Origin of the sequence: Curtobacterium sp. MCLR17_036 (assembly GCF_003234445.2) — a bacterium.
Lineage (GTDB): Bacteria > Actinomycetota > Actinomycetes > Actinomycetales > Microbacteriaceae > Curtobacterium.
In genome coordinates this window covers 529,427-552,273 of sequence record NZ_CP126269.1, presented here as the reverse complement: position 1 = coordinate 552,273, position 22,847 = coordinate 529,427, and the positions used below count along the sequence as shown (strand labels likewise).

At 72.6% G+C, this 22,847-nt stretch carries 20 protein-coding genes; 11 read left to right on the top strand and 9 right to left on the bottom strand.

The features are described 5' to 3' along the window. Positions 1-16 precede the first annotated feature (16 nt). Positions 17-523: a Fur family transcriptional regulator gene (locus DEI99_RS02595; protein ID WP_258369584.1), complete on the bottom strand. Its 507-nt coding sequence runs from the start codon at positions 521-523 to the stop codon at positions 17-19. Positions 524-689: 166 nt separating this feature from the next. Between DEI99_RS02595 and DEI99_RS02590 the strand changes: the two genes are divergently transcribed. Both DEI99_RS02590 and DEI99_RS02585 read left to right on the top strand, forming a co-directional pair. After that, a complete protein-coding gene (locus DEI99_RS02590) occupies positions 690-2,009 on the top strand; it encodes an acyltransferase family protein (protein ID WP_111042769.1) in 1,320 nt (439 codons plus the stop codon). A 182-nt stretch (positions 2,010-2,191) separates the two neighbouring features. Beyond that, positions 2,192-3,004: a cytochrome c oxidase assembly protein gene (locus tag DEI99_RS02585; protein ID WP_258369586.1), complete on the top strand. Its 813-nt coding sequence runs from the start codon at positions 2,192-2,194 to the stop codon at positions 3,002-3,004. A 287-nt stretch (positions 3,005-3,291) separates the two neighbouring features. Here DEI99_RS02585 and DEI99_RS02580 read toward each other — a convergent pair whose 3' ends face one another. Next, a complete protein-coding gene (locus DEI99_RS02580; RefSeq protein WP_111043049.1) occupies positions 3,292-4,959 on the bottom strand; it encodes a DHA2 family efflux MFS transporter permease subunit in 1,668 nt (555 codons plus the stop codon). Beyond that, entirely contained in the window at positions 4,956-5,564 is a 609-nt protein-coding gene (locus DEI99_RS02575; RefSeq protein ID WP_111043050.1) for a PadR family transcriptional regulator, read from the bottom strand. The genes DEI99_RS02580 and DEI99_RS02575 overlap by 4 nt, the downstream gene beginning before the upstream one ends. Positions 5,565-5,753: 189 nt before the next feature. Here DEI99_RS02575 and purS point away from each other — a divergent pair, with 189 nt between their 5' ends. Genes purS through DEI99_RS02555 form a run of 4 tightly spaced genes read left to right on the top strand, consistent with a single transcriptional unit; the run spans position 5,754 to position 10,060 of the window. Beyond that, positions 5,754-6,005: a phosphoribosylformylglycinamidine synthase subunit PurS gene (gene purS, locus DEI99_RS02570; protein ID WP_071256793.1), complete on the top strand. Its 252-nt coding sequence runs from the start codon at positions 5,754-5,756 to the stop codon at positions 6,003-6,005. A 5-nt stretch (positions 6,006-6,010) separates the two neighbouring features. Next, the gene (gene purQ, locus DEI99_RS02565; protein WP_111043056.1) at positions 6,011-6,706 is read left to right on the top strand and encodes a phosphoribosylformylglycinamidine synthase subunit PurQ; all 696 of its coding nucleotides are present in this window, start codon (positions 6,011-6,013) and stop codon (positions 6,704-6,706) included. A 32-nt stretch (positions 6,707-6,738) separates the two neighbouring features. Beyond that, a complete protein-coding gene (gene purL / locus DEI99_RS02560) occupies positions 6,739-9,120 on the top strand; it encodes a phosphoribosylformylglycinamidine synthase subunit PurL (protein WP_258369662.1) in 2,382 nt (793 codons plus the stop codon). A gap of 19 nt (positions 9,121-9,139) precedes the next feature. Next, positions 9,140-10,060 carry a 2-hydroxyacid dehydrogenase gene (locus DEI99_RS02555; protein WP_111043052.1) on the top strand — a complete coding sequence of 307 codons (921 nt, stop codon included), beginning with the start codon at positions 9,140-9,142 and terminating at the stop codon, positions 10,058-10,060. A gap of 21 nt (positions 10,061-10,081) precedes the next feature. Here DEI99_RS02555 and DEI99_RS02550 read toward each other — a convergent pair whose 3' ends face one another. Genes DEI99_RS02550 through DEI99_RS02540 form a run of 3 tightly spaced genes read right to left on the bottom strand, consistent with a single transcriptional unit; the run spans position 10,082 to position 11,885 of the window. Next, positions 10,082-10,510 (bottom strand): GNAT family N-acetyltransferase, encoded by a 429-nt coding sequence (locus tag DEI99_RS02550; RefSeq protein ID WP_111043053.1) that lies wholly within the window; start codon positions 10,508-10,510, stop codon positions 10,082-10,084. 2 nt (positions 10,511-10,512) lie between these two features. Further along, positions 10,513-11,535, bottom strand: coding sequence for a lactonase family protein (locus DEI99_RS02545; protein WP_111043054.1), 1,023 nt, complete (start codon positions 11,533-11,535; stop codon positions 10,513-10,515). Next, on the bottom strand, positions 11,532-11,885 hold the full coding sequence (locus DEI99_RS02540; RefSeq protein WP_071256806.1) for a chorismate mutase: 354 nt from the start codon (positions 11,883-11,885) through the stop codon (positions 11,532-11,534). The genes DEI99_RS02545 and DEI99_RS02540 overlap by 4 nt, the downstream gene beginning before the upstream one ends. A 231-nt stretch (positions 11,886-12,116) precedes the next feature. On the opposite strand from DEI99_RS02540, the gene DEI99_RS02535 reads away from it, so the two are divergent. Further along, entirely contained in the window at positions 12,117-12,521 is a 405-nt protein-coding gene (locus DEI99_RS02535) for a DUF1304 domain-containing protein (protein ID WP_181434543.1), read from the top strand. Between the two features lie 159 nt (positions 12,522-12,680). On the opposite strand, the gene DEI99_RS02530 is transcribed toward DEI99_RS02535, so the two are convergent. Next, positions 12,681-13,688 carry an iron-siderophore ABC transporter substrate-binding protein gene (locus tag DEI99_RS02530; RefSeq protein ID WP_071256808.1) on the bottom strand — a complete coding sequence of 336 codons (1,008 nt, stop codon included), beginning with the start codon at positions 13,686-13,688 and terminating at the stop codon, positions 12,681-12,683. A gap of 45 nt (positions 13,689-13,733) precedes the next feature. Between DEI99_RS02530 and DEI99_RS02525 the strand changes: the two genes are divergently transcribed. Beyond that, positions 13,734-14,597: a shikimate dehydrogenase family protein gene (locus tag DEI99_RS02525; RefSeq protein WP_111043055.1), complete on the top strand. Its 864-nt coding sequence runs from the start codon at positions 13,734-13,736 to the stop codon at positions 14,595-14,597. Between the two features lie 21 nt (positions 14,598-14,618). Here the strand turns inward: DEI99_RS02525 and DEI99_RS02520 are convergent, their stop codons facing one another. Continuing rightward, positions 14,619-15,005 carry a YchJ family protein gene (locus DEI99_RS02520; RefSeq protein WP_111043058.1) on the bottom strand — a complete coding sequence of 129 codons (387 nt, stop codon included), beginning with the start codon at positions 15,003-15,005 and terminating at the stop codon, positions 14,619-14,621. An 85-nt stretch (positions 15,006-15,090) separates the two neighbouring features. Here DEI99_RS02520 and DEI99_RS02515 point away from each other — a divergent pair, with 85 nt between their 5' ends. The 3 genes from DEI99_RS02515 (at position 15,091) to DEI99_RS02505 (ending at position 17,242) form a co-directional block, all read left to right on the top strand. Then, positions 15,091-15,780 carry a hypothetical protein gene (locus tag DEI99_RS02515; protein ID WP_284180934.1) on the top strand — a complete coding sequence of 230 codons (690 nt, stop codon included), beginning with the start codon at positions 15,091-15,093 and terminating at the stop codon, positions 15,778-15,780. A 2-nt stretch (positions 15,781-15,782) separates the two neighbouring features. Beyond that, on the top strand, positions 15,783-16,421 hold the full coding sequence (locus DEI99_RS02510; RefSeq protein WP_284180933.1) for a hypothetical protein: 639 nt from the start codon (positions 15,783-15,785) through the stop codon (positions 16,419-16,421). Positions 16,422-16,510: 89 nt separating this feature from the next. After that, a complete protein-coding gene (locus DEI99_RS02505; protein WP_111042011.1) occupies positions 16,511-17,242 on the top strand; it encodes an SOS response-associated peptidase in 732 nt (243 codons plus the stop codon). Positions 17,243-17,344: 102 nt separating this feature from the next. Here DEI99_RS02505 and DEI99_RS02500 read toward each other — a convergent pair whose 3' ends face one another. Further along, on the bottom strand, positions 17,345-22,783 hold the full coding sequence (locus DEI99_RS02500; protein WP_146247121.1) for an Ig-like domain-containing protein: 5,439 nt from the start codon (positions 22,781-22,783) through the stop codon (positions 17,345-17,347). Between the last annotated feature and the right edge of the window lie 64 nt (positions 22,784-22,847).

Genomic DNA, 22,847 nt, shown 5'->3' with positions numbered 1-22,847 from the left:
GGGATGCTCGGGTGGTTCAGGGGACGCGCGGGGTGTCGGCAGCGTCGCCGGGGACCGCGGCCACGGCGGGGGCGCCGGCCGCGTCGACGGGCGCGGCGGTGTCGTCGCGCTCGGCGGCGGCGCACCGCTCGCAGATGCCCCAGTAGGTGACCTCGGCGGTCGTCACGGCGAAGCCGTGGGTCTCGGAGGGCGTCAGGCAGGGGGCGTGGCCGACCGCGCAGTCGACGTCCTCGATCGCGCCGCAGAGGGTGCACACGACGTGGTGGTGGTTGTCACCGGTGCGCCGTTCGTACCGCGCCGGGCTGCCGGCCGGCTCGATGCGCCGCACGAGGCCGACCCCGGTCAGGGCGGCCAGCACGCCGTACACGGCCTGGTGGCTCGTGGTCGGGAGCTCGGCGGTGAGCGCGGTCACGATGTCGTCGGCGGTGGCGTGCGGCATCGCCCCGGTCGCGCGCAGCACGGCGAGTCGCGGCGTGGTGACCCGCAGCCCCGCCCCCCGGAGCAGATCGGCGTCGGCGTCCATGCTGAGCCTTTCTTTTGCAGCGATCAAGACAAGGGCAACACTACACGAGTCGGGTGGGTCGCCACCGACCCGTGCGCATGCCGCTACCGGAATACGTCATGTCACGATCCGGTCGCGATCCGCTGGAACGGTCCTGATCCGGCCGATCGCGCGCTAGCGTCCGGACATGTCCACGCACCAGGGTCTGCCCGAGCAGGCACCCACAGCAGCGGACGTCCGGGGGAACATCGCGAAGCGGGACCTGGTCGTCGACCTCATCCGGACGGCCTGCGTCGTCCTCGTCGTCTTCGTGCACATCACGATGGTCGGCGTCGCCGCCGACCAGGGCGGGCTCCGGGTGACGAGCCCGCTGCAGGAGCTCCCCTGGTACGTCGCCGCCACGTGGATCGGCCAGGTGATGCCGCTGTTCTTCGTGGTCGGCGGCTTCGCGAGCGCCGTGGGGTGGCGCAGCACCGTGGCGCGCAGCGGTGCCGACGGCAGTCCCGCCCGCGACTGGGTCGCCACCCGGCTGGTCCGGCTGTACCGCCCCGCCGTCCCGCTCTTCGTGGTGCTCGCCCTCGGCCTCGGCGTCGCCACCGCCGTCGGCACCCCGCCGGAGCTGCTCGCCGAGGTCGCCTTCGGCATCGGTTCGCCGCTCTGGTTCCTCGCCGCCTACGGCATCACGCAGTGCTGCGTCCCCTTCATGGTGCGCCTGCACGAGCGGGCCCCGTGGCGGACCCTCGGCGTCCTGCTCCTGCTGGCCGGCGCTGTCGACGCCGTGCGCCTCGCCACCGGCACCGCCGAGGTCGGGCTGCTCAACCTCGGTCCGGTCTGGCTGTTCGCGCAGCAGCTCGGGTTCCTGTGGGCCGACGGCTGGTTCGCCCGCCGTCCGAAGGCGCTGCTCCTCGCGATCGCGGTTGCGGCCTACGCGCTGCTCGTGCCGATGACCTCGATCGGGCTGTGGGCGCCGGACATGCTGCAGGACCTGAACCCGCCGATGCTGCCGCTGGCGTTCCTCGCGATCGCGCAGGCGTGCCTGGTCCAGCTCGTGCACGCTCCGCTCACCCGACTCATGCGCACGAGGGCAGCGCTCGGCACCGTCTTCGTGCTCGGCCGGGACGGCATGACGATCTACCTCTGGCACCTGCCGCTCTTCATCGCCCTGAACGGTGTCGCCCTGCTCCTCGGCGTCCCCTTCCCCGACCCCGGGTCCGGCGCGTGGTGGGCGACCCGACCGGTCGCCCTGGTGGTGCTGCTCGCCGTGTCGCTCGGCATCGCCCGTGCGCTCCGCTGGTTCGACCGCCCGCTCCCCCGCCTCGTGCCGACGACCGACCGGCCGGCCTGGCCGGTCGTCGCGGTGGCGGCGGTGTGCACGATCGGCCCGGCCTTCCTGGTGATGCAGGCGCACCTGTCGTTCGGCGTCGCCGTCGTGGGCGCGGTGGGCGTGCCGATCGGGGTGTGGCTGCTCTCCCGCACGGCGCCGTCGCGGGGCGTCCGGCAGATCTGAACCGGTTCTCACGGGCGGACGCCCTGCACGCAGGGGCGACGGGCGGAGGATGAGGAGCGCCGCACGATCACCGCCAGCCGGACGGTCCACGTCGGTCCCACCGCCGCAGGAGGCACCCGACGCCCTCGACACCCGAGTTCTGGAGCACCTGGCGGTTCGACCCTCTCGCCGCGGTCCTCGTCGTGGTCGCCGCCGTGGCCTACGGGTGGTGGGTGGTCGGTGCCGCCCGGCGCGGGACCCGGTGGCCGTGGTGGCGCACGCTGGCCTTCGCCCTGGCGCTCGGCCTGTTCGCCGTCCTGCAGTTCGGCATCGTCGGCGTGTACGACCGGCAGCTCCGGTGGGCGTTCGTCCTGCGCGCGGCCCTGCTCTTCTTCGCGGTCCCCGCGTTCGCCGCGCTGGGCGCGCCCGTCCCGTTGCTCCGGACAGGAGGCCCGGCTCGCCTCGCACGCGCCGCCGACGCCGCGATGGGCTCGCGTCCGGTGCGACTGCTCGGGAACGCGATCGTCGCGCCGGTGGTCGCCCTCGTGCTGTTCGGCGTCCTGCTCACCCCGCTGTCGGCGGTGGTCCGCGACTCCGAGGGCTGGGCCGTCGCGCTCACCGCAGGACTGCCGGTGCTGGGGTTCGCACTGCTGGCACCCCTGTCCGAGCCGGGGGTGCTCCGCTCGTCGACGTTCGTCACCGCCGAGTTCCTGCTCGCCTTCGTGGAACTCGTCCTCGACGCGGTCCCCGGGATCGTGCTCCGGATCACCAACCACGTCCTCGACGGGTCGGTGGTCGCGGTGACCGGCAGGCCGTGGTCGCCGTCACCGCTGCAGGACCAGCACCTGGCCGGCGACCTGCTGTGGTTCATCGCCGAGGTCGCGGACGTCCCCGTGCTCATCGCCCTGTTCGTGCGGTGGCAGCGGACCGACCGCCGCGAGGCCCGGGACGTCGACGCCCTGACGGACGAGCAGGTGGAGGCGATGACCCGCGCCCACCTGGAGCGCCGGGGCTGAGCGGGGCGCGGAGGGACCGGCGGCGGAGGGGGCCGATGGCGGGGACCTGCGCTGGCGGGACCGGCGCCGGCGGGCAGCGTCGTCGACGGGGACCGGCGCCGACGCGGGATCTGCGCCGACGTGGGACGACATCGTCGCGGTCACACGACGTCGATGACGTCGCAGCTCGTCGGCCGCACCCGTCGTGTCGCACCCCCGCGGAGGCGAAGCCTGCGCCACCGCCCCGGACGCACCCGGGCCCCGGGCCGCTCGTGTGAGCAGCCCGGGGCCCGGGTGGACGACGCGGGTCAGGCGTCGGCGTGCTTGCCGTGGTGGTCGATCGCCGCGAGCTCGTCCTCGGGAGTCGCCGGGGCGGCGGCCGCGGCGTGCGCACCGTGCTCGGACGCTGCCGTGCCCTGGTCGGCAGGCTTCGTGCCGTGGTCGGACGACTGTCCCTCGGCGCCGGGCTGCGTGGTCACGTCGCCGGTCTTCTCCCACTGCACGGTCTGCTTCGGCTTCGCCAGGAACAACGCCGCCACGATCGCCGCGACGAGCACGATCGCCGGCAGGAAGAGCGACTCGCCCATCGCGCGCGAGAACGGCTCGAGCAGGGGGCCGGGCAGTGCACCGACCTGCTGCTCCGCGCCGCCGGCGGACACGCCCCCGCTCGAGGACGGGAAGTTCGCCGTGATCCGGGCCTCCATCAGGGCCGCGATGCCGGCCGAACCGAGGACCGCACCGATCTGGCGCGTGGTGTTGTAGACACCCGAGCCGGCACCGGCGAGCTTCGGCGGCAGGTTGCGCGTCGCCGAGACGGACAGCGGGCCCCACATGCAGGCGTTCGCGAGCCCGAGGAGCGCGCTCGGCAGGAGCACCCAGCCCCAGTCCGCACCGGTCGACAGCAGGCCGCCGAACCAGAACAGCCCACCCGAGAAGCACGCGAGCCCGAAGGCGGCGACCCAGCGCGGGTTCCAGCGGTTCAGGTTCTTGCCCACGAGCGGGGCGAGCGCCGCGGACAGCACGGCCTGCGGCACGAGGAGCAGCGCCGCCTGGGTCGGCGAGAAGCGCAGGACGTCCTGCGCCCAGAGCATGATCGGCAGCGCGAACGAGGCGATGGCGACACCGACGGCCGTGATGGCGACGTTGGCGAGCGTGAAGTTGCGGTCCTTGAACAGGCCGAGCGGCAGGAGCGGCTCGCCCTTCTGCACGCCCTGCCAGACCACGAAGGCGGCCAGCACGACGAGGCCGACGATGATGAGCATCCAGACCGAGATGACGCCGGTGATGGTGCCCCAGTCGTAGGTCTCGCCCTCCTGGATGCCGAAGACGAGCAGGAACAGCCCGGCTGCCGACAGGAAGATGCCGAGGTAGTCGAAGCGGTGGCCGTGCCGGTCGAACGAGGGCACGAAGCGCTGCGCGAGGACGAACGCGACGACGCCGACGGGGACGTTCACGAAGAAGATCCACTCCCAGCCGAAGCCGTCGACGAGCAGGCCGCCGACGATCGGGCCGACGAGCGAGGCGACACCGGCGACGGCACCCCAGAGACCCATGGCCGCGCCGCGCTTCTGCGGCGGGAAGATGCGCGTGATGACGGACATCGTCTGCGGGCTCATCATCGCGGCACCGAGGCCCTGCACGACGCGGGCCACGATGAGCACCTCGATCGAGCCGGCGAGACCGCACCACAGGCTGGCGAGCGTGAAGACGACGAGGCCGATCTGGTACATGACCTTCGGGCCGAAGCGGTCACCGAGCCGGCCCGTGATGAGCAGCGGCACGGCGTACGCGAGCAGGTAGGCGCTCGTGACCCAGATCACCGCGTTGATGTCGGCGTCGAGCGCCTGCGCGATGGTGGGCGTCGCGACCGAGACGATCGTGGAGTCGACGAGGATCATGAAGAAGCCGACGACGAGGGCCCAGAGCGCGGGCCAGGGCTTCTTCTCGGTCGTCCGCGGGGGCGTTGCGGTGGTCATCGAGTGGGTTCCTTGCTGTTCGTGGGGGTGTCTGCGGGGACGGCCGGGCCGTCCCAGGTGAGGTCGCCGCTGTCGATGCGGTCGACCGTGGTGCTGAGCCACTCGATCTGCGCGGTGAGCATCGCACGGACGTACGACACGTCGAGCCAGTAGCGCTCGGCCAACTGCTTGGCGTGCACGCGCCCGACGGCTGCGTCGTAGTCGTCGCGCTCCCGCTCGAGCGCGACGATCCGGGCCCGGACGGCATCGACCGCCTCGGTCCGCGACAGGTTCTCGACCACCGAGAGCGCCAGGTGGAACTGCGGGTACTCGTCGGCGGGCTCGGCGACCATGCCGCGCAGGCCGTCGGCGAGCGCAGCACGACCGGCGTCGGTGATCGTGTAGGTGGTGCGCTCCGGTCGGTTGCCGTCGCGGTCGGTGCCGACGACCTCGGCGAAGCCCAGCTCGGCCAGCCGACCGACCTGGTGGTACAGGGTGCCCGGCCGGACCTTGACGGTGCGCTCCTGCTGCCGGTGGACCATCGTCTGGTACATCTCGTACGGGTGCATCGGCGCCTCGTTGAGCAGGTCGAGCGCGGCGAACGCGAGCGGCGTGAGCGACGTCACCCGGGCCTCCTGACCGATTGATGGCGATGATGTTCCGACTGGAGTATTCGACTTCGAATATACGGAGTGGAACAGAGGTGAGCAAACGCACAGGACGTTCTCCACAGGAGGCCCGGGTCCGGCCCGGCGGGCCGCGGGCGCCCCGTAGACTGGTCGCGTCCCCCACCCCTGAAGTGCTGGAGAGAACACGTGCCAACGATCGTCGTCGAGGTCATGCCGAAGGCCGAGATCCTCGACCCCCAGGGCAAGGCGGTGGGCAACGCCCTCGCGCGCCTCGGCAAGTCCGACCTGACCAACGTCCGCATCGGCAAGCGCTTCGAGGTGACCGTCGACGGCCCCGTCGACGACGCGAAGCTGGCCGAGGTCCGCGACATCGCGGTCGACGTCTTCTCGAACGCCGTGATCGAGGACGTCGTCTCCGTGACGGTCGAAGGCCAGTGACCCGGATGCGCATCGGCGTCATCACCTTCCCCGGCTCGCTCGACGACCGCGACGCCCAGCGCGCGGTCCGTCTCGCCGGTGCCGACCCCGTCGCCCTCTGGCACGGCGACCACGACCTGCAGGGCGTCGACGCGATCGTGCTGCCCGGCGGGTTCTCCTACGGCGACTACCTGCGCGCCGGTGCGATCGCGGCCAAGGCCCCGATCATGGCCGAGGTCATCGACGCCGCGGGCAAGGGCATGCCTGTCCTCGGCATCTGCAACGGGTTCCAGATGCTGGCCGAGGCCCGACTGGTCCCCGGCGCGCACACCCGCAACGCGCACCAGCAGTTCATCCGCCGCGACCAGAAGCTCCGGGTCGAGACCACCTCGACGGCGTGGACCTCGGGCTTCGCGCCCGAGCAGGAGATCACGATCCCGCTCAAGAACGCCGACGGCCGCTTCGTCGCCGACGCCGACGAGATCAAGCGCATCGAGGACAACGGCCAGGTCGTGTTCCGCTACCTGGGCGTCAACCCGAACGGATCGATCGACGACATCGCCGGCGTCTCGAACGAGCGCGGCAACGTCGTCGGGCTCATGCCGCACCCCGAGCACGCGACGGAGGCCGGCTTCGGTCCGGACACCCCCGCCGCCATGGCCTCCGGCACCGACGGCCTCACCTTCTTCACCTCCGTGATCGAGTCCACGCTGGTCAAGTGACCGCGACTCCAGTGACAGGGAACAACGACACCGTGACGACCTCCGTTCGCCCGAAGCCCGACACCGTGCAGGACGCGGCAGCGACCCCCGACAAGGAACAGCCGTACGAGGCGCTGGGGCTGAAGCCCGACGAGTACGCCCGCATCAAGGAGATCCTCGGCCGCCGCCCCACCTCGGGCGAGCTGGCGATGTACTCGGTGATGTGGAGCGAGCACTGCTCGTACAAGTCCTCGAAGAACTACCTCCGTCAGTTCGGCAAGAAGGTCACGCCGGAGATGACGAAGAACCTGATGGTCGGCATGGGCGAGAACGCCGGGGTCGTCGACGTCGGCAACGGGTGGGCCGTCACCTTCAAGGTCGAGTCGCACAACCACCCGTCCTACGTCGAGCCCTACCAGGGCGCGGCCACCGGTGTCGGCGGCATCGTCCGCGACATCATCTCGATGGGTGCCCGTCCGGTCGCCGTGATGGACCAGCTCCGCTTCGGTGCGATCGACCACGAGGACACCGCGCGCGTCGTGCACGGTGTCGTCGGCGGCATCTCGTTCTACGGCAACTGCCTCGGCCTGCCGAACATCGGTGGCGAGACCTACTTCGACCCGGTGTACCAGGGCAACCCGCTGGTGAACGCCCTGGCCGTGGGCGTCCTGCGCCACGAGGACCTGCACCTGGCCAACGCGTCCGGTGCCGGCAACAAGGTCGTCCTGTTCGGTGCCCGCACCGGTGGCGACGGCATCGGCGGTGCCTCGATCCTGGCGTCCGACACCTTCACCGAGGGCGGCCCGACCAAGCGCCCCGCCGTGCAGGTCGGCGACCCCTTCGCCGAGAAGGTCCTCATCGAGTGCTGCCTCGAGCTGTTCCAGCAGGAACTCGTCGAGGGCATCCAGGACCTCGGTGCCGCGGGCATCTCGTGCGCCACGTCCGAGCTGGCGAGCAACGGCGACGGTGGCATGCACATCTCGCTCGACGACGTCCTGCTGCGCGACCCCACGCTCACCGCCGAAGAGATCCTGATGTCGGAGAGCCAGGAGCGCATGATGGCGGTCGTCCGCCCCGACAAGCTCGACGAGTTCCTGCGCGTCGTCGGCAAGTGGGAGGTCGAGACCAGCGTCCTCGGCGAGGTCACCGGCACCGGCCGGCTCGTCATCGACTGGCAGGGCCAGGAGATCGTGAACGTCGACCCGCGCACCGTCGCCGTCGACGGCCCGGTCTACGACCGCCCGGTCGCCTACCCGACCTGGATCGACGCGCTGCAGGCCGACACAGCCGCCTCGCTCGACCGTCCGGTCGACGGCCCGGCGATCAAGGCGCAGTTCCTCAGCCTGCTCGGCTCGCCGAACCTGGCGTCGAAGAACTGGGTCACGAACCAGTACGACACCTACGTGCTCGGCAACACCGCGCTCTCCTTCCCCGACGACGGCGGCATGATCCGCGTCGACGAGGAGACCGGCCTCGGTGTCGCGATCGCCACCGACGCCAACGGCCGCTACTGCCAGCTCGACCCGAAGCAGGGTGCGCGCCTGGCCCTCGCCGAGGCGTACCGCAACGTCGCCGTCACCGGCGCCGTCCCCGCCGCCGTCACCGACTGCCTGAACTTCGGCTCCCCCGAGAACCCCGAGGTCATGTGGCAGTTCTCCGAGGCGGTGGAGGGGCTCGCCGACGGCTGCATGGAGCTCGGCATCCCGGTCACCGGCGGCAACGTCTCGTTCTACAACCAGACGGGCACGACCCCGATCCACCCGACGCCCGTCGTCGGCGTGCTCGGCATCATCGACGACGTCGCGAAGCGCGTCCCCTCGGGCTGGCAGGACGACGGCCACAACATCTACCTGCTCGGCACGACCTCGCTCGAGCTCGACGGCTCGGCGTGGGCCGGCACCGTGCACGGCCACCTCGGCGGTCGTCCCCCGGCGGTCGACCTGGGCCGCGAGAAGGCCCTCGCCGACCTGCTGCAGGCCGCGACGAGCGAGCAGCTCCTGACGAGTGCCCACGACCTGGCGGACGGCGGCCTCGGCCAGTCCCTCGCCGAGTCGGTACTGCGCTTCGGCATCGGCGCCCGCGTGGTGCTGGACGAGCTGGAGTCCCGCGACGGTGTCGACACCGCGACCGCGCTGTTCTCCGAGTCGACGGGTCGCGTGATCGTGACCGTCCGTCGTGAGGACGACGTCCGGTTCCAGGGCCTGTGCGACGGCCGGGGCTTCCCGGTGCTGCGCATCGGTGTGACCGACGCCACGTCGGACGCGCTCGAGGTCCAGGGCGCGTTCGAGGCGTCGGTGGACGAGCTCCGCGGCACGCACCGTGCCACGCTGCCGTCCCGCTTCGGCGACGTGATCGTCGAGGACGTCACCGAGGGGTACGTCGGCCGCGGGCCGCTCGACTCCGACGGCGCGTTCTCGCCGCGCACGGACGCCTAGGCCCCGCGAGCGACCCGGGATGCCGATCGTCACCCTGCCCTTCGCCGAGCTCGTCGACCGGTTCGGCCCCGTGCCGGACGGCATCGAGCTGGACGTCTGGGACGTCGAGGCGCCGTACGGACGGCCCGACGACGTCGCCATCACGTTCCTGCCGTTCTACTTCGCCGGACGGCACCGGTGGCAGTTCGTGCACGACCTGCCGGCGCTCGAGCTCCTGCAGCTGCCGAGCGCCGGCTACGAGCACGCGGTGCCGCACGTCCCCGGGCACGCGAAGCTCGCGAACGGTCGCGGGATCCACGACGACGAGACCGCCGAGCTGGCGGTCGGCCTGGCGCTGACCTCGCTCCGCGAGATCGCGGCGTTCCAGGCCGACCGGGCGAACGGCGTCTGGGACGCGCGTGAGACCCGCTCGCTCGCCGACCGGCGCGTGACGGTCGTCGGCTACGGCGCGATCGGTTCGGCGATCGCCACCCGGTTCGAGGCGTTCCGCACCGAGGTCACCGTCGTGGCCCGGACCGCTCGCGAGCAGGACGGGCGCCAGGTGCACGCCTTCGGTGCGCTGCGCGAGCTCGCGGTGACCACCGACGTGCTCGTGCTCATCGCGCCGCTCACCGACGAGACCGAGGGGCTGGTGGACGCCCGACTGCTCGCCGCCCTGCCCGACGGGGCCCTGGTGGTGAACGTCGCCCGCGGCAAGGTCGTCGACACCGACGCGCTGGTGGCGGAGCTGCAGTCCGAGCGGCTGTTCGCGGCGCTCGACGTCACCGACCCCGAGCCCCTGCCCTCCGGCCACCCGCTGTGGACGACGCCGAACACGGTGCTCACGCCGCACGTCGGCGGCAACACCGACCTGAGCGTCCCGCGGTCCGTCGACCTGATGCGCCGCCAGGTCGCCGCGCTGGCCGAGGGTCGCCCGTTCGAGAACCTGATCGAGTTCTAGCCCTCGAGCGGCACCGCGACGTCACTCGAGTCGCAGCGCCATCCCGAGGCTCGGCGCGACGTCGTCGAACCCGAGCGACCGGTAGAGCCGCTGACCGGGTGGGTCCCCGACGAGCGTGACGTACGCGCCGGCCGGCGCCCGGTCGCGGACGTCCGCGAGCAACCACTCGACGACCCGACGGCCGAGGCCCCGTCGCTGGTGCGCGGGGTCGGTGGCGATGTCGGCGATGTGGAAGTACCACCCGCCGTCGCCGATCGTCCGCCCCATCGCGACCGGTGTGCCGTGCTCGTCCACCACGTGGCACGCCGACCAGCTGCCGGCGATCGCACCGGCGCCCTGGGCGGGGTCCTTCGGGGACAGTCCGGAGTTCCGGCGCAGGCGCAGGTAGTCGTCGAGCGGCGGCGGCCCGACGACGATGCGGTACTCGGGGTCTCCCGGTGCAGCGGCCATGGTTAGACCGCGACGATGCAGGCGGGCGTGCCGACCGCGATCTGTTCCACCGCCGGGCCGGGCACGCCGTCGTCGCCGACCGGCAGGACCGCGATCGCGTCCGACATCTGGTTCGCGACGAGCAGGTAGCCGGGAACCCGGGCGAAGTGTCGCGGCCAGACCCCGCCGCAGGGCGCCGAGCCGGTGACCGTCAGTCCGCCGTCGGCGGTGTCGAGCACGACGACGACGTCGCGGCCACGGACGGCGACGACGACGCGTCCGGCGTCGTCGACCTCGAGGTGGCTCAGCAGGGACTCGCCGACCGCACCGTCGAAGGTGGGCGTGGACGCGACGACCCGGAAGGACCCGGTGTCGTCGCGGCGCAGGCGGTGCACCTGGCCGTCGAGCTCGCCGGCGACGATGAGGTCGCCGTCGTGCCACGCCATGTGCCGCGGTCCGACGCCGGGTGCGACGTGGTGCACGTGCAGGGGGTCGATCGTCGGGGTGCCGTCGGACGAGACCGCGACGCGGAACTCGTGCAGGGCGTCCCCGCCGAGGTCGGCGACGAGCACGGTGCCGTCCGGGGTGCCGATCGACTGGTGGGCGTGCGGGCCCTCCTGCCGGTCCTCGACCGGACCGGTGGTGTCCGGCAGCACCGCGACGGCGACCGCGTCGTCGGGGACGGCAGCGCCGGCACCCGCCTCGGCGGCGGCCAGCCCGACGGCAGTGACCGTGCCGGAGACGTAGTTCGTGACGACGATCGTGCCGGAGGGGTCGACCCGGACGTGGCACGGGGCGTCACCGCCGGCCGGGGCGTCCCAGAGGTGCTCGAGGGCGCCGTGCTCCAGGCGGAAGGCCGAGACACTGCCGTCGGCGACCTCGGAGACGGCGTAGACCCGGTCACCGTCGACCGCCAGGAACGAGGGGTCGTCGAGCACGGCGACCGTGCGGGCCGCTCCGTCGTCGACGATCGAGATGCCGGTCGCGGTGCCGCCACCGGTCGCGGTGTAGGAGCCGACGAGCAGGGTCGGCACGTCGACGCTCACTCGTCGCGCCCGGCGATGCGCTCGTGGTGGTGGATCACCTCGGCGACGATGAAGTTCAGGAACTTCTCCGCGAAGGCCGGGTCGAGGTGGGACTCACCGGCGAGCGACCGGAGTCGCGCGACCTGGATCTGCTCGCGCTCCGGGTCGGCGGCGGGCATGCCCGACTCGGCCTTGAGGTGCCCCACCCGCTGCGTGTACTTGAACCGCTCCGCGAGCATGTGGATCACGGCGGCATCGATGTTGTCGATGCTCTGCCGGATGCTCCGCAGTTCGGCGACGGCGGCCGCCGACGCGTCGCTCGCGGGCGATGGCGGGGTCGTGGCCGAAGGCGTGGAGACGTCGTCGTTCATGGCCCGAGCCTACTGGCGCACACTGGCCGCCCGCAGCACGCCCGACCGGCCGCCGCACACCCGCACAGCGCCCGTCTCGGCGCCCGTCTCAGTCCCGTCTCAGTGCACGTCTCAGCGCTCGTCTCGGCGCTCGTCTCGGCGCTCGTCTCAGGGCACGTCTCAGGGCACCGGGGACCGCGCGTCGCGTCGCGGGCGTGCCCGGCTGCCCCGCGCGCCTGCGAGAATGAGTGCATGTCAGTCCTGCTCGTGATCTCGGGCGTGTTCGCGGTGCTCGCCGGCCTCGTCCACGTGTACATCTTCTTCCTGGAATCGGTGGCGTGGACCAGTCCGCGGGCCCGCCGGACGTTCGGCATCGCGTCGGAGAACGATCTGCAGGCGACGCGCACCCTGGCGTTCAACCAGGGCTTCTACAACCTGTTCCTGGCGATCGGCGCGCTGCTCGGTGTCGTGCTCGTCATCGCGGGCAGCACGACGAGCGGGTGGACGCTCGTGGTGTTCTCGACGGCGAGCATGCTCGGCGCCGCGGTGATCCTGGCGGGCACCGGTCGTCGGTACCTCAACTCGGCGTTCAAGCAGGGCACGCTGCCGTTCATCGCCCTGGTGTTCGCGCTGCTCGGCTCGACGATCGGCGTCTGACGCTGGCGCGCGCGAGCGCACGCACCCACACGAACGCGCACGGCCGACCGGTCTTCCGGTCGGCCGTGCGCGTTCGTCGTCGGAGCAAGCAGGCTCGGAGCAAGCAGGCTCGGATCAAGCAGGCTCGGATCAAGCAGGCTCGGAGCAGGCAGGCTCGTCCTAGCCGAGCTTCTCCTCGAACTGGGCGGGCAGCTTGTCGAGCGCCCACTCGATCGCGGCCGTGGTGCCCATCGAGAACGCCGAGGACACGTCGGCGTCGTCGAAGACGATCGAGTGACCGGCCTCGACCGACGGCACCTTCTGGAACAGCTTGTCCGACTCCGCCTTCGACGCGTCGACGTAGATCGGCAGGATCAGCGTGAGGTCGGCGTCGAGCAGGTCGAGGTTCTCGTCGGACAGCGAGACCGAGAAGGCCTTGCCAGCCTCGTCGTCGATCGCCGACGGGATCGTGAAGCCGAGGTTCTCCATGAACTGCGAGCGGCTGTCGGCCGAGGCGTACGCACCGAAGCCCTCGGACGTGTACGCGCCGACGACGGCGGTCTTGCCCTCGAAGTCCGGGTGCGCCTTGCGGGCGGCTGCGTACGCGTCGTCGAGGCCGGTGAGCAGCTTCTTGCCCTCGGACTCCTTGCCGAGCGCCTTCGCGATCATCGTGGTCTGCTGCTCGGTCGTCGTCAGGTAGTTCTCGCCGCCCTTCGGGATCGCCACGGTCGGCGCGATGGCGGACAGCTTGTCGTAGCGGTCCTTGTCGCCCGACGACTTCACGTCGAGGATCAGGTCCGGGTCGAGCTTGAGGATGTCCTCATAGCTCGGCTCGAGCGTCTGGATGATCTTCGGCGACTTCGTGTAGGCACCCTTGAGCCAGGGCCCGACGCCGTCCCCACCGAACGCGAGCCAGTCGCTGGCACCGACCGGCTGCACGCCGAGCTCGAGCGCCGTCTCGGCGTCACCCCAGCCGAGCGCGACGACGCGCTTCGGCTGCGACTCGATGGTCGTCGTCCCGAGGGCGGTAGTGATGGACACGGGGAAGGCCGCGTCGGACGAGCCCGACGACGAGGTGTCCGTCGACGAGTCGGAGCCGGAGGCGCACCCGGCGAGGACGAGGGACGCGGCGACGACGGCGCCGGCCGCGGCGAGCACGCGTCGGAAGCGGAGGGGAGAACGATTCACAAAGGGTAGCCTAACCTAATCGCGCCGACGAGTACGCTCGAGCACGTGGCGCTCACCGACTCCGGCCGCACGCACCTCGCGGTGCTCGGCTCCCCCATCGCACACTCGCTCTCGCCCACGCTGCACGCAGCGGCCTACGACGTGCTCGACCTGCCCTGGACGTACGGGAGGCACGAGGTCGCCTCCGGTGGGCTCGACACCTTCGTCGCGGGGCTGGGTCCGGAGTGGCGCGGGCTGAGCCTCACGATGCCGCTCAAGCGCGAGGTCCTGCCACTGCTCGACCGGACGACCCCGCTCGTCGACGAGCTCGGCGTGGCGAACACGGTCGCGTTCCGCGCGGTCGGCGACGCGGTGCTGCGCTGCGGGGCGAACACCGACGTGCAGGGACTCGTGCGCCCGGTCGAGGCGCTCGGCCACCTCCCCGGCGAGGCGACGGTCCTCGGCGGCGGCGCGACCGCGACGAGCGCCCTCACGGCCGCCGTCCGGCTCGGGGCCGAGCTCGTGCGGGTGTTCCTGCGCGACACCGCGAAGGCCGGCCCGCTCGTCGACCTGGCCGTGCGGCTCGGCGTCTCGCTCGAGGTCCTGCCCCTCGGCGACCTGGCCGGCACCCGGCACGGCTTCGTCGTCTCGACCCTGCCCGGCGGAGCGGCGGACGAACTCGACCTCGTGCCGTCCGGCCCGGATGCCGTGCTGTTCGACGTCGCCTACGAACCCTGGCCGACCGCGGCGTCGACTCGTTGGTCGGCGGCGGGCGGACGGGTGCTCAACGGCCTCGACATGCTCGCCGAGCAGGCCGTCGGCCAGATCCGCTTCTTCCTGACCGGCGACGAGGACGAGCTGCTGCCCGACGAGGCCGCGGTCCGCCGCGCGATGCGCACCGCCGTCGGGCTCCCCGCCACGATCGGCTGACCGACCCGAGCAGGGCCGCGGTCAGCCGACCACCCCGTCGACGTAGGACCAGCGCCCGTGTTCGCGCACGAAGGTGCTCGTCTCCTCGAGGGTGCCGCGGTCGTCGTCGCTCCGCCACCACGCGCGGAACGCGACGGTGCCGGTCGTGTCGAACGGGCCTCCCGCGCTCGTCGACAGGACGTCGAGCCGGGTCCAGCGCTGCTGCGGGTCGAGCTCGAGGTCGCTCGGTCGCGTGCGCGGGTGCCAGGTGTGCAGCAGGTACTCCGGCAGCCCGAGGGCGAACGCGCTGAACCGGGAGCGCATGAGCCGCTCGGCCGTGGGGACCGCGGCGCCGGCGTGCAGTGGGCCGCAGCACTCGCCGTAGGGGTTGCCGCTCAGGCAGGGGCACCGGGTCGTGTCCGTGATCACGTCCGCACGGTACCCGAACGGGAGCAGGGCACGGTACCCGGACGGGCGCAGGGCACCGACCACGCCGGTCCGGTAGACATGACGTGTGTTCACGATCGGCAGGCAGGTGTACCGGGAGCGCCTCCCGGTGCTCGTCGACGACCGCATGCGTCGCCGGTTCCGGCTCGTCGGCGTCGTCGTCGGTGCGGTCGCGTTCGTCGGCCTGCTCCTGCTCGGCCTGCTGACCGACGTCGACGAGGACCTGCCGCCCGTCGCCGGCATCGTCGTCGCCCTGCTGCTCGCCTTGGGGGTCGGCTGCTTCGGAGCAGGGCTGGTCCCGATCGGTCCGAAGGGGTGGGCACTGCTGCCCGAGCCGCGGATCGGCTGGCGCACGCAGGAGGCGATCGCCCGCTACTACCGCGGCAACCCGCCCCCGGTCGCCCCGGAGCACCGTGACGCCGTGCTCCAGGGCATGCCCGTGACCCGGGACCTCATCGTGCGGGCGGCGTTCCGCGGCAACCTGTGGCTCGCCGGCTGGGGCGTCGGGTTGCTCGGGACCGCACTGCTCAACGCGTTCACGATCCCGGCGGACGGCACGGTCATCGGCCTCTCCCCGGTCTGGATCCTGCTGCCGGTGATCTCGTCGTACCCGGCGGTCGGCGGCGTCCGCACGCTCGGCCGGCAGGAGCAGCTGCGCGTCGAGGCCGAGGCCCTGCCGCCCGTCCCGCCGCCCCCGCCGGCCCGCGGCCGACCCGGCACACCGAGCGGCAGCAAGCTCGCGCTGCCCGGGGAGTGACCGTGCTCGCGCTCGGGTGGCAGGTGTTCCGCCGGCACGCCTTCGACGTGCTGGACCGCCGCCGTGTGCGCCGGGCGGGCCTGTGGTCGGCCGGCACCGCGGTGGTCGCCGCGGCCGCGATGACGGTGCTGCAGGCCCGGCTCGGCTGGACGGGGACCGGTCCGGCCAGCAGCGCGGTCGGCATCGCCCTGCTGGCGGTCGGCGTGGGGCTGGTCGTGTTCGCCTGCCTGCCAACGAGGCGCCCGCCGGACCCGTCGGCGACGATCAACGGCCGACAGGTGCGGCCGACGGAGCGCGCCGCGGTGCGGGCGGCGGTGGAACCGTACCTGCTGCGCCGGCCGCGCCCCGTCCGGCCCGAGGACCGCGAGGTCGTCCGCACCGACACCGTCCTGCTGCGCCGGAGCCTGATCGGCACGCTGCGCCGGGCGGCCCCGGCCGTCCTGTCGGTGGTCGCCGCGGTCGGTGCGCTCGTCGCGCTCGGTCAACTCCGGTGGTGGTACCTGGCCTGGGCCGCGGTCTGGGTCGGGCAGGTCTCCGAGACGCTCGTGCGCCTCGGGCGCTCCGAACGCGCCCGCCGCGCCGCCGAGGCCGCCGAGGCCGCCGAGGCCGCCGAACCACCCGAGGCGCAGACCGCTCGCTGACCACGAGCACGAGCACCAGCACCAGCACGAGCACGAGCACGAGCACGAGCGACCGGACCGCACACGCTCCGACGGGCACACTGGACGGCATGTGTGGAAGGTTCGTCGTCTCCGACACCACGGCCGATCTGTTGCCCGAGCTGATCGGCGAGCTCGCCGACCGCACCGAGCACGTCGACGAGGACACCGGCGAGGTGCACGCCGGCCTCGCCCCGAGCTGGAACGTCGCTCCGACCGACCCCGTGTACGCGGTGCGGCAGCGCCACGGCGAGCGGGAGCTCCCCCGGATCAGCTGGGGGTTCGTGCCGAGCTGGGCGAAGGACTTCCGGACGCAGCGGCCGAAGCCGATCAACGCCCGGATCGAGACCGTGGCGACGAGCGGCATGTTCCGCCGGGCGTTCGCGTCGAACCGCTGCATCGTCCCCGCGCAGGGCTACTACGAGTGGGTGGTGCGCGAGGACGGCAAGGAACCGCACTTCGTGCACGAGCCCGGTGGCGCCCTGGCGATGGCCGGCGTCGTGAGCGCCTGGCCGGACCCGACGAAGCCCGAGGGCGATCCCGACAAGTGGCGGCTGTCGCTCGCGATCATCACCCGCGACGCGCACGTCGCCCCCGGCGAGGTGCACGACCGGATGCCCGCGTTCCTGACGCCGGACGGCTACGACACCTGGCTCGACGGGGACCGACCCGCCGGTGACCTGCTGTCGCTGCTCGACGCCGAGTCGCTCACCGTGGCGGCCGGGCTCGAGCAGTACGAGGTGGCCCGCACGGTGAACAACGTGCGCAACGACGGACCGCACCTCGTCGAGCCGGTCGCGTAGCGACCGCAGCGGCCGCGCAGCGGCCCCGGACGGACGGGAGGCCCGGATCACGTCCGCCGATCGGCTGACGTGGTCCGGGCCTCCAGTCCGTCCCCTCGCTCCCTACGGACGGGGGCTGCGTCGGATGCCGGGCGCCTGCTCGACGGTGAAGCGTCGCCGCGAGGCGAGCAGCACACCGGCCAGGACGAGCGCGAGCGCGCCCAGGCCGAGACCGACGAGGCCGGTGGTGCCGGTGAAGGCGAGCTCGGCGTCGTGCACCACCGCGGCGATGCCCGTCGGGTAGGTGACCGTGATGGTCGCCTGGACCGACTGCCCCTCGGTGTCCGTCACCGTGTACCCGATGAACAGCGTGCCGGTGTGGCCCTCTGCCGGGGTGAGGACGACCGAGCCGTCGCGGACGGTCCAGGTGCCCTCGCCGTCGACGGTGACCCGGTCGACCGGCTGGCCGGTGCGCGGGTCGAGCAGGTGCAGCGTCGACGGGTCGAGCGCGGCGCCGCCGGTGCCGTGGTCGTTGTCGAGCGGTCGCACCGTGACCGGCTTGCCGGCGCTGCCGGTCGCCTGGTCGTCCGCGGCGACGGCCGCGGCGACGACCGTGATGGTCGCGGTGGCGGTCGTGGTCTGCCCCGAGGCGTCCGTCACCGTGTAGGTGAAGGTGTCCTTGCCGGTGAACCCGTCGGCGGGGGTGTAGACGTACGCGCCGTTCGGCTGCACGCGGACCGCGCCGTGGGCCGGCCCGCGGTGCAGGGCGGCGGTCAGGCCGGTGCCCTGGTCGTTCGCGAGCAGCCCGTGGGCGGCGTCACGGGCGACCGGGGTGCCCGCGATGGTGCGTGCGGTGTCGTCGACGGCGGCGATGCCGACCGTGGTGGTCACGGTCGCCGTCGTCTGCTGGCCGGCGGCGTCCTGCGCCCGGTAGGTCACGGTGTCCGTGCCGGAGAAGCCCTTCGCCGGGGTGTAGGTGAAGGTGCCGACGGCGGCGATGGTGACCGTGCCGTGCTGGGCGCGACCGGTGGCGACGACCGTCAGGCCGGCGCCGCGGTCGTTGCCGAGCACGCCCGGGCCCCGCACCGTGACCGGCTTGCCGGCCGTGGTCGACGCACGGTCGTCCACGGCGGTGGGCGTGACGTCGATGATCACGAGCGCGTACGCCGCGGTCCCCTCGGCGTCGTTCGCCGAGTACGTGAACCAGTCGCGTCCGGACCAGTCCGCCTTCGGCGTGTAGACGTACGAGCCGTCCTGGTCGAGCGACAGCGCTCCGTGCAGCGGCTCCGTCTCCATCGCGGCCCACAGGCCGCGGCCCGAGTCGCCGACCAGCACGCCCTTCGACGCGGGCACGCGCAGCGTGCCGTTCGTCGCGGTGGTGTTCCAGTGGTCGACCGCGGCGACGCCGACGACGACGGTGACGGTCGAGGTGGCGGTCTGCCCGGAGGCGTCGGTCACCGTGTACGCGAACGTGTCCGTGCCCGAGAAGCCGCGGTCCGGGGTGTAGACGAGCGATCCCGGCGTGCTGCCCGTGCTGACCGTGCCGTGCGCGGCCGTGCCGTGCCCCGTCACGGTGAGGCTCGTGCCGTCGTCGTTCTTGGTGAGCGTGGACCCGGCGACGGGCAGTGCGGTACCGGGGCCGGTCTGCATGCGGTCGGGTGCGGCGGTCGGCGCGACCGTCACGGTGACGACCGCGGTCGCGGTGCCGCCGGTCGGGTCGGTGACCGTGTACGAGAACCGGTCGGTGCCCGAGAAGCCGGCAGCCGGCGTGTACGTGACGGTCCCGGCACCGGTGACGGTGGCGGTGCCGTGCTCCGGCTGCGTGACCGACCGCACGGTCAGGGCGGTGCCGGAGTCGTTGCGCGTCACCGCGACGTCGACCGGGGTCGAGGCGCGGGTCTCCGCGGCGTCCGCCACGGCCTTCGGCGCGACGACGATCGTGACGGTACCGGTCGTGGTGTTGCCCGACCCGTCGGTGATCGTGGTGTCGAAGGTGTCCGGACCCGAGTACCCGGGCCGCGGCGTGTACGTGTAGCCGCCGTCCTCGTCCACGGTGACGTCACCGTGCTCGGGGTCGGTGTTGTCGGTGACGGTCAGCTCCGTCCCCGTCGCTCCGGCGAGCACGCCCTGGTCCGCGGGGACCGTGGTGGTGCCGTCGGCGGTCACGGTGGTCGACCCACCGGCGATCACCGGCGTGATCGTCACGACGACGGTCCCGGTGGCGGTGTTGCCCTCGGCGTCGGTCACCGTGTACGCGAAGGTGTCCTTGCCGGAGTACCCGGGGGCCGGCGTGTACGTGACGGTGCCGTCCTCGTTCCGCTTCGCGGTGCCGTGCTCGCCGTCCCGCACGCCGGTGACGCGCAGGCCGGTGCCGAGGTCGTTCCCGGTGAGGTCACGCGACGTCACGGTGACGCTGCTGCCCGCCGCGACGGCGACGGCGTCCGCCTTCGTCGCGGGCGAGACCGTGATCGTCACGGCGCCGGTGGTCGTGCTGCCGTCGCGGTCCGTCGCCGTGTAGGTGAAGGTGTCCGTGCCGGAGTACCCGTCCCCCGGCGTGTACGTGTACGAGCCGTCGGCGGCCAGGTCGAGCGTGCCGTTCGCCGGCGCGCGGTCGACCGTCGCCTCGAGCCCGGTGCCGTCGTCGTTCACGAGCACGCCACGGTCGGCACCGACGGTGAGCGTCGAGCCGGCGGTCGCCTCCGCGGTGTCCGCCGCGGCCTGCGGACCGACGACGACCGTGACGGTGCCGGTGGCCGTCGTGCCCGAGGCGTCCGTCACGGTGTAGGTGAAGGTGTCGGTGCCCGAGAAGCCGTCCTGCGGCGTGTAGACGACCCGGCCGGTGGCGGGGTCGACCGCGACCGTACCGTGGGCCGCGCCGGTGGCGTCGGTGACGGTCAGCTGCGTCCCGCGGTCGTTGGCGGTGAGCGTGGCCGGGTCGATGGCCAGCCGGGTGCCGGCCGTCGTGCTCACGGTGTCGGCCCAGGTGCGCGGCGACACGGTGACGGTGACCGTGGCGGGGGCGCTCGTGGCGCCGTTGCCGTCGGTGACCGTGTACTCGAACGTGTCGACACCCGAGGTGCCGGCGGCGGGGGTGTACGAGACGGAGCCGTCCTGCTCGACGACGGCGGTGCCGTTCGCCGGGCCGCGCACGATCGTCGTGGTCAGGTCGGTGCCGTGGTCGTTGCGCTGCACGGGGACGGTCACCGGCGTGCCGGTGGTCGTCGGGGCGTCGTCGTCGGCCGCGGTCGGCGCGACCGTGATCCGCACGGTCGCGGTCGTCGGCGCGCCGGAGGCGTCGATCGCGGTGTACCGGAACGTGTCCGTGCCCGAGAAGCCGTCGGCCGGGGTGTACGTGAAGGTGCCGCTCGCCTTGTCGACGGACACGGTGCCGTGTGCCGGCGCGGTGTTCGAGTCGACGGTCAGTCCGGTGCCCAGGTCGTTGCCGAGGACGCCGGTCGCCCGGGTGTCGGCGGTGGACGTGCTGCCGGCTGCAACGCGGACGGTGTCGTCCTTCGCGAGCGGTGCGACCTGGACGGTCACGGTGACGGTGTCGGTGTTGCCCGAGGGGTCGACCACGGTGTAGTCGAACGAGTCCGGACCGGAGTACCCGTCGGCCGGGGCGTAGGTGTACGAGCCGTCCTTCGCGACGGTCACGGAACCGTGCGCGGGCTGGGTGGAGCCCTGCACGGTCAGGCCGGTGCCGAGGTCGTTGCCGAGCAGACCGGGTGCGGCCCCCTTCGTCGGCGAACCGGCGGTGGCGGTGACGTCGTCGGCTCCCGCGGTCGGCAGGACGGTGACGGTGACGGTGGCGGTGCTCGACGCGCCGGAGCCGTCCTTCGCCGTGTAGGTGAACGAGTCCTTGCCGGACCAGCCGTCCGCCGGCGTGTACGCGTACGAGCCGTCGGCCGCGACCGTGACGGTCCCGTGGGCGGGGTCGGTGTTGCCGGTGATCGTCAGCTGCGAGCCGCGGTCGTTCGCGAGCAGGCCGTCTGCCGCGCCGGCCTTGGCCGTCCGGCCGGCGTGCACGCTGAAGGCGTCGTCGGTCGTCGTGGGGGTGACGGTCACGGTCACGGTGCTCGTCGACGTGCGGCCCCCGCCGTCGGTCGCCGTGTAGGTGAACTGGTCGGTGCCGGAGAAGCCCTTCGCCGGCACGTAGCGGAAGGAACCGTCCGTCGCGGACATCGTGACGGTGCCGTGCTGCGGGTCGGTGTGACCGGTGACCGTCAGGCCGGTGCCCTGGTCGTTGCGGAGCACGCCGGCGGCGGGGACGTCGAGGGCCGTCTCGACCGGGGTGGAGTACACGTCGGACGCGGTCTGCGCGTGCGTGAGCTTGAGCCGGTTCGCGAAGGTCACGACGACGTCGGTGCCGTCGGAGGACGTCGCCGCCGGGAACGTGAGGGCCGCGGTGCTGCCGGTGCCCTGCGCGACGACGGCGTTCGTCGTCGTGTCGACGGCCTTCCACGTCGTGTCGTAGTTCGCCGGGTCCGTGGTGCCCGCGGCGGTCTGCGTGACCGTGTACTTCTTGGTCGGGGTCGACAGGACCGCGCCGGCCTTCTGCGCCTGCACGCCGTTGGCGGAACCGGTCGTCGTGCCCCGGGTGCCGGGGTTCGGGGTGATGCCGCCGCCGGTGATGGCGAGGCCGAACTGGTCGCCGCTGTTCCAGCGGTCGTCGATGCTCGCCTGCCCGGTCAGGGTGTCGGCGTAGTTGCAGGTCGCGAGGTCGCTCGCCCGGTAGTCGCCGATGATCGGGAAGTGGCGGATCTCGGCGCCGGAGGTCGGGTCGAGCTGGTAGATGGTCGTGGTCCACACGTTGTTCGTCTGGACGGCGTTCGAGACGTACAGGTACCCGTCGGACGAGAACGCGATGCCCGGGCTCGTCGTGCCGGCGGGCAGGGTCGCGATCGCCGTGGTGCCGATCGACGCCGTCCCGGGGGTGGTCGGCATCTTCTCGGCGTTCACGCGGTACACGGTGTCCGCGGCGACCACGAACAGCAGGCCGCGCGTGCTGAACGCGAAGTCGCCGTTGCCGTCCTTCAGGCCGGTGATCTGGCCGACCTGACCGATGTACTTCTTCGTGGACGGGTCGTACGCACCGAGCCACGAGTTGGTGGCGTTGTCGCCGAGGTAGTACAGGCCGGTCGACGGGTCGACGGCACCGCGGATGATCGACCGGGTCGCGTCGGTGGCGATCGAGGCCGAGACCTGCTTGGTCTTCGGGTCGTACTCGCGCAGGGTGGCCGTACCGCCGTTCGCCGCGGCGAACATCTTCACGCCCTCGCGCGAGATGCCGAGCCCGTTGTTCGCCTCGGCACCGAACGTGGCGACCTCGGCCGTCTGGCCCTTCGCGTCGCTGTCGCTGATGTCGACCGCGATGACCCGCCCGGCCGCGTTCGTGGCGTAGAGCGTGTTCTGGTTGCAGAGCAGCGCACCGTCGAGGCTCGCGTCGACCGCCGCGGCGGGCTCGGAAGCGGCCACCGCGGTCGTCGCGGTCAGACCGGCGCCCGCGAGCAGGGTGGCACCGAGCACGGCGACGAGGCGGAGCGCGGGACGGCGTCGAGGCACAGCGGTGCCCTGGTGAACAGGCAGCATGAGTCACTTTCGGGTCGAGACGATGCGGGAGCCCTCG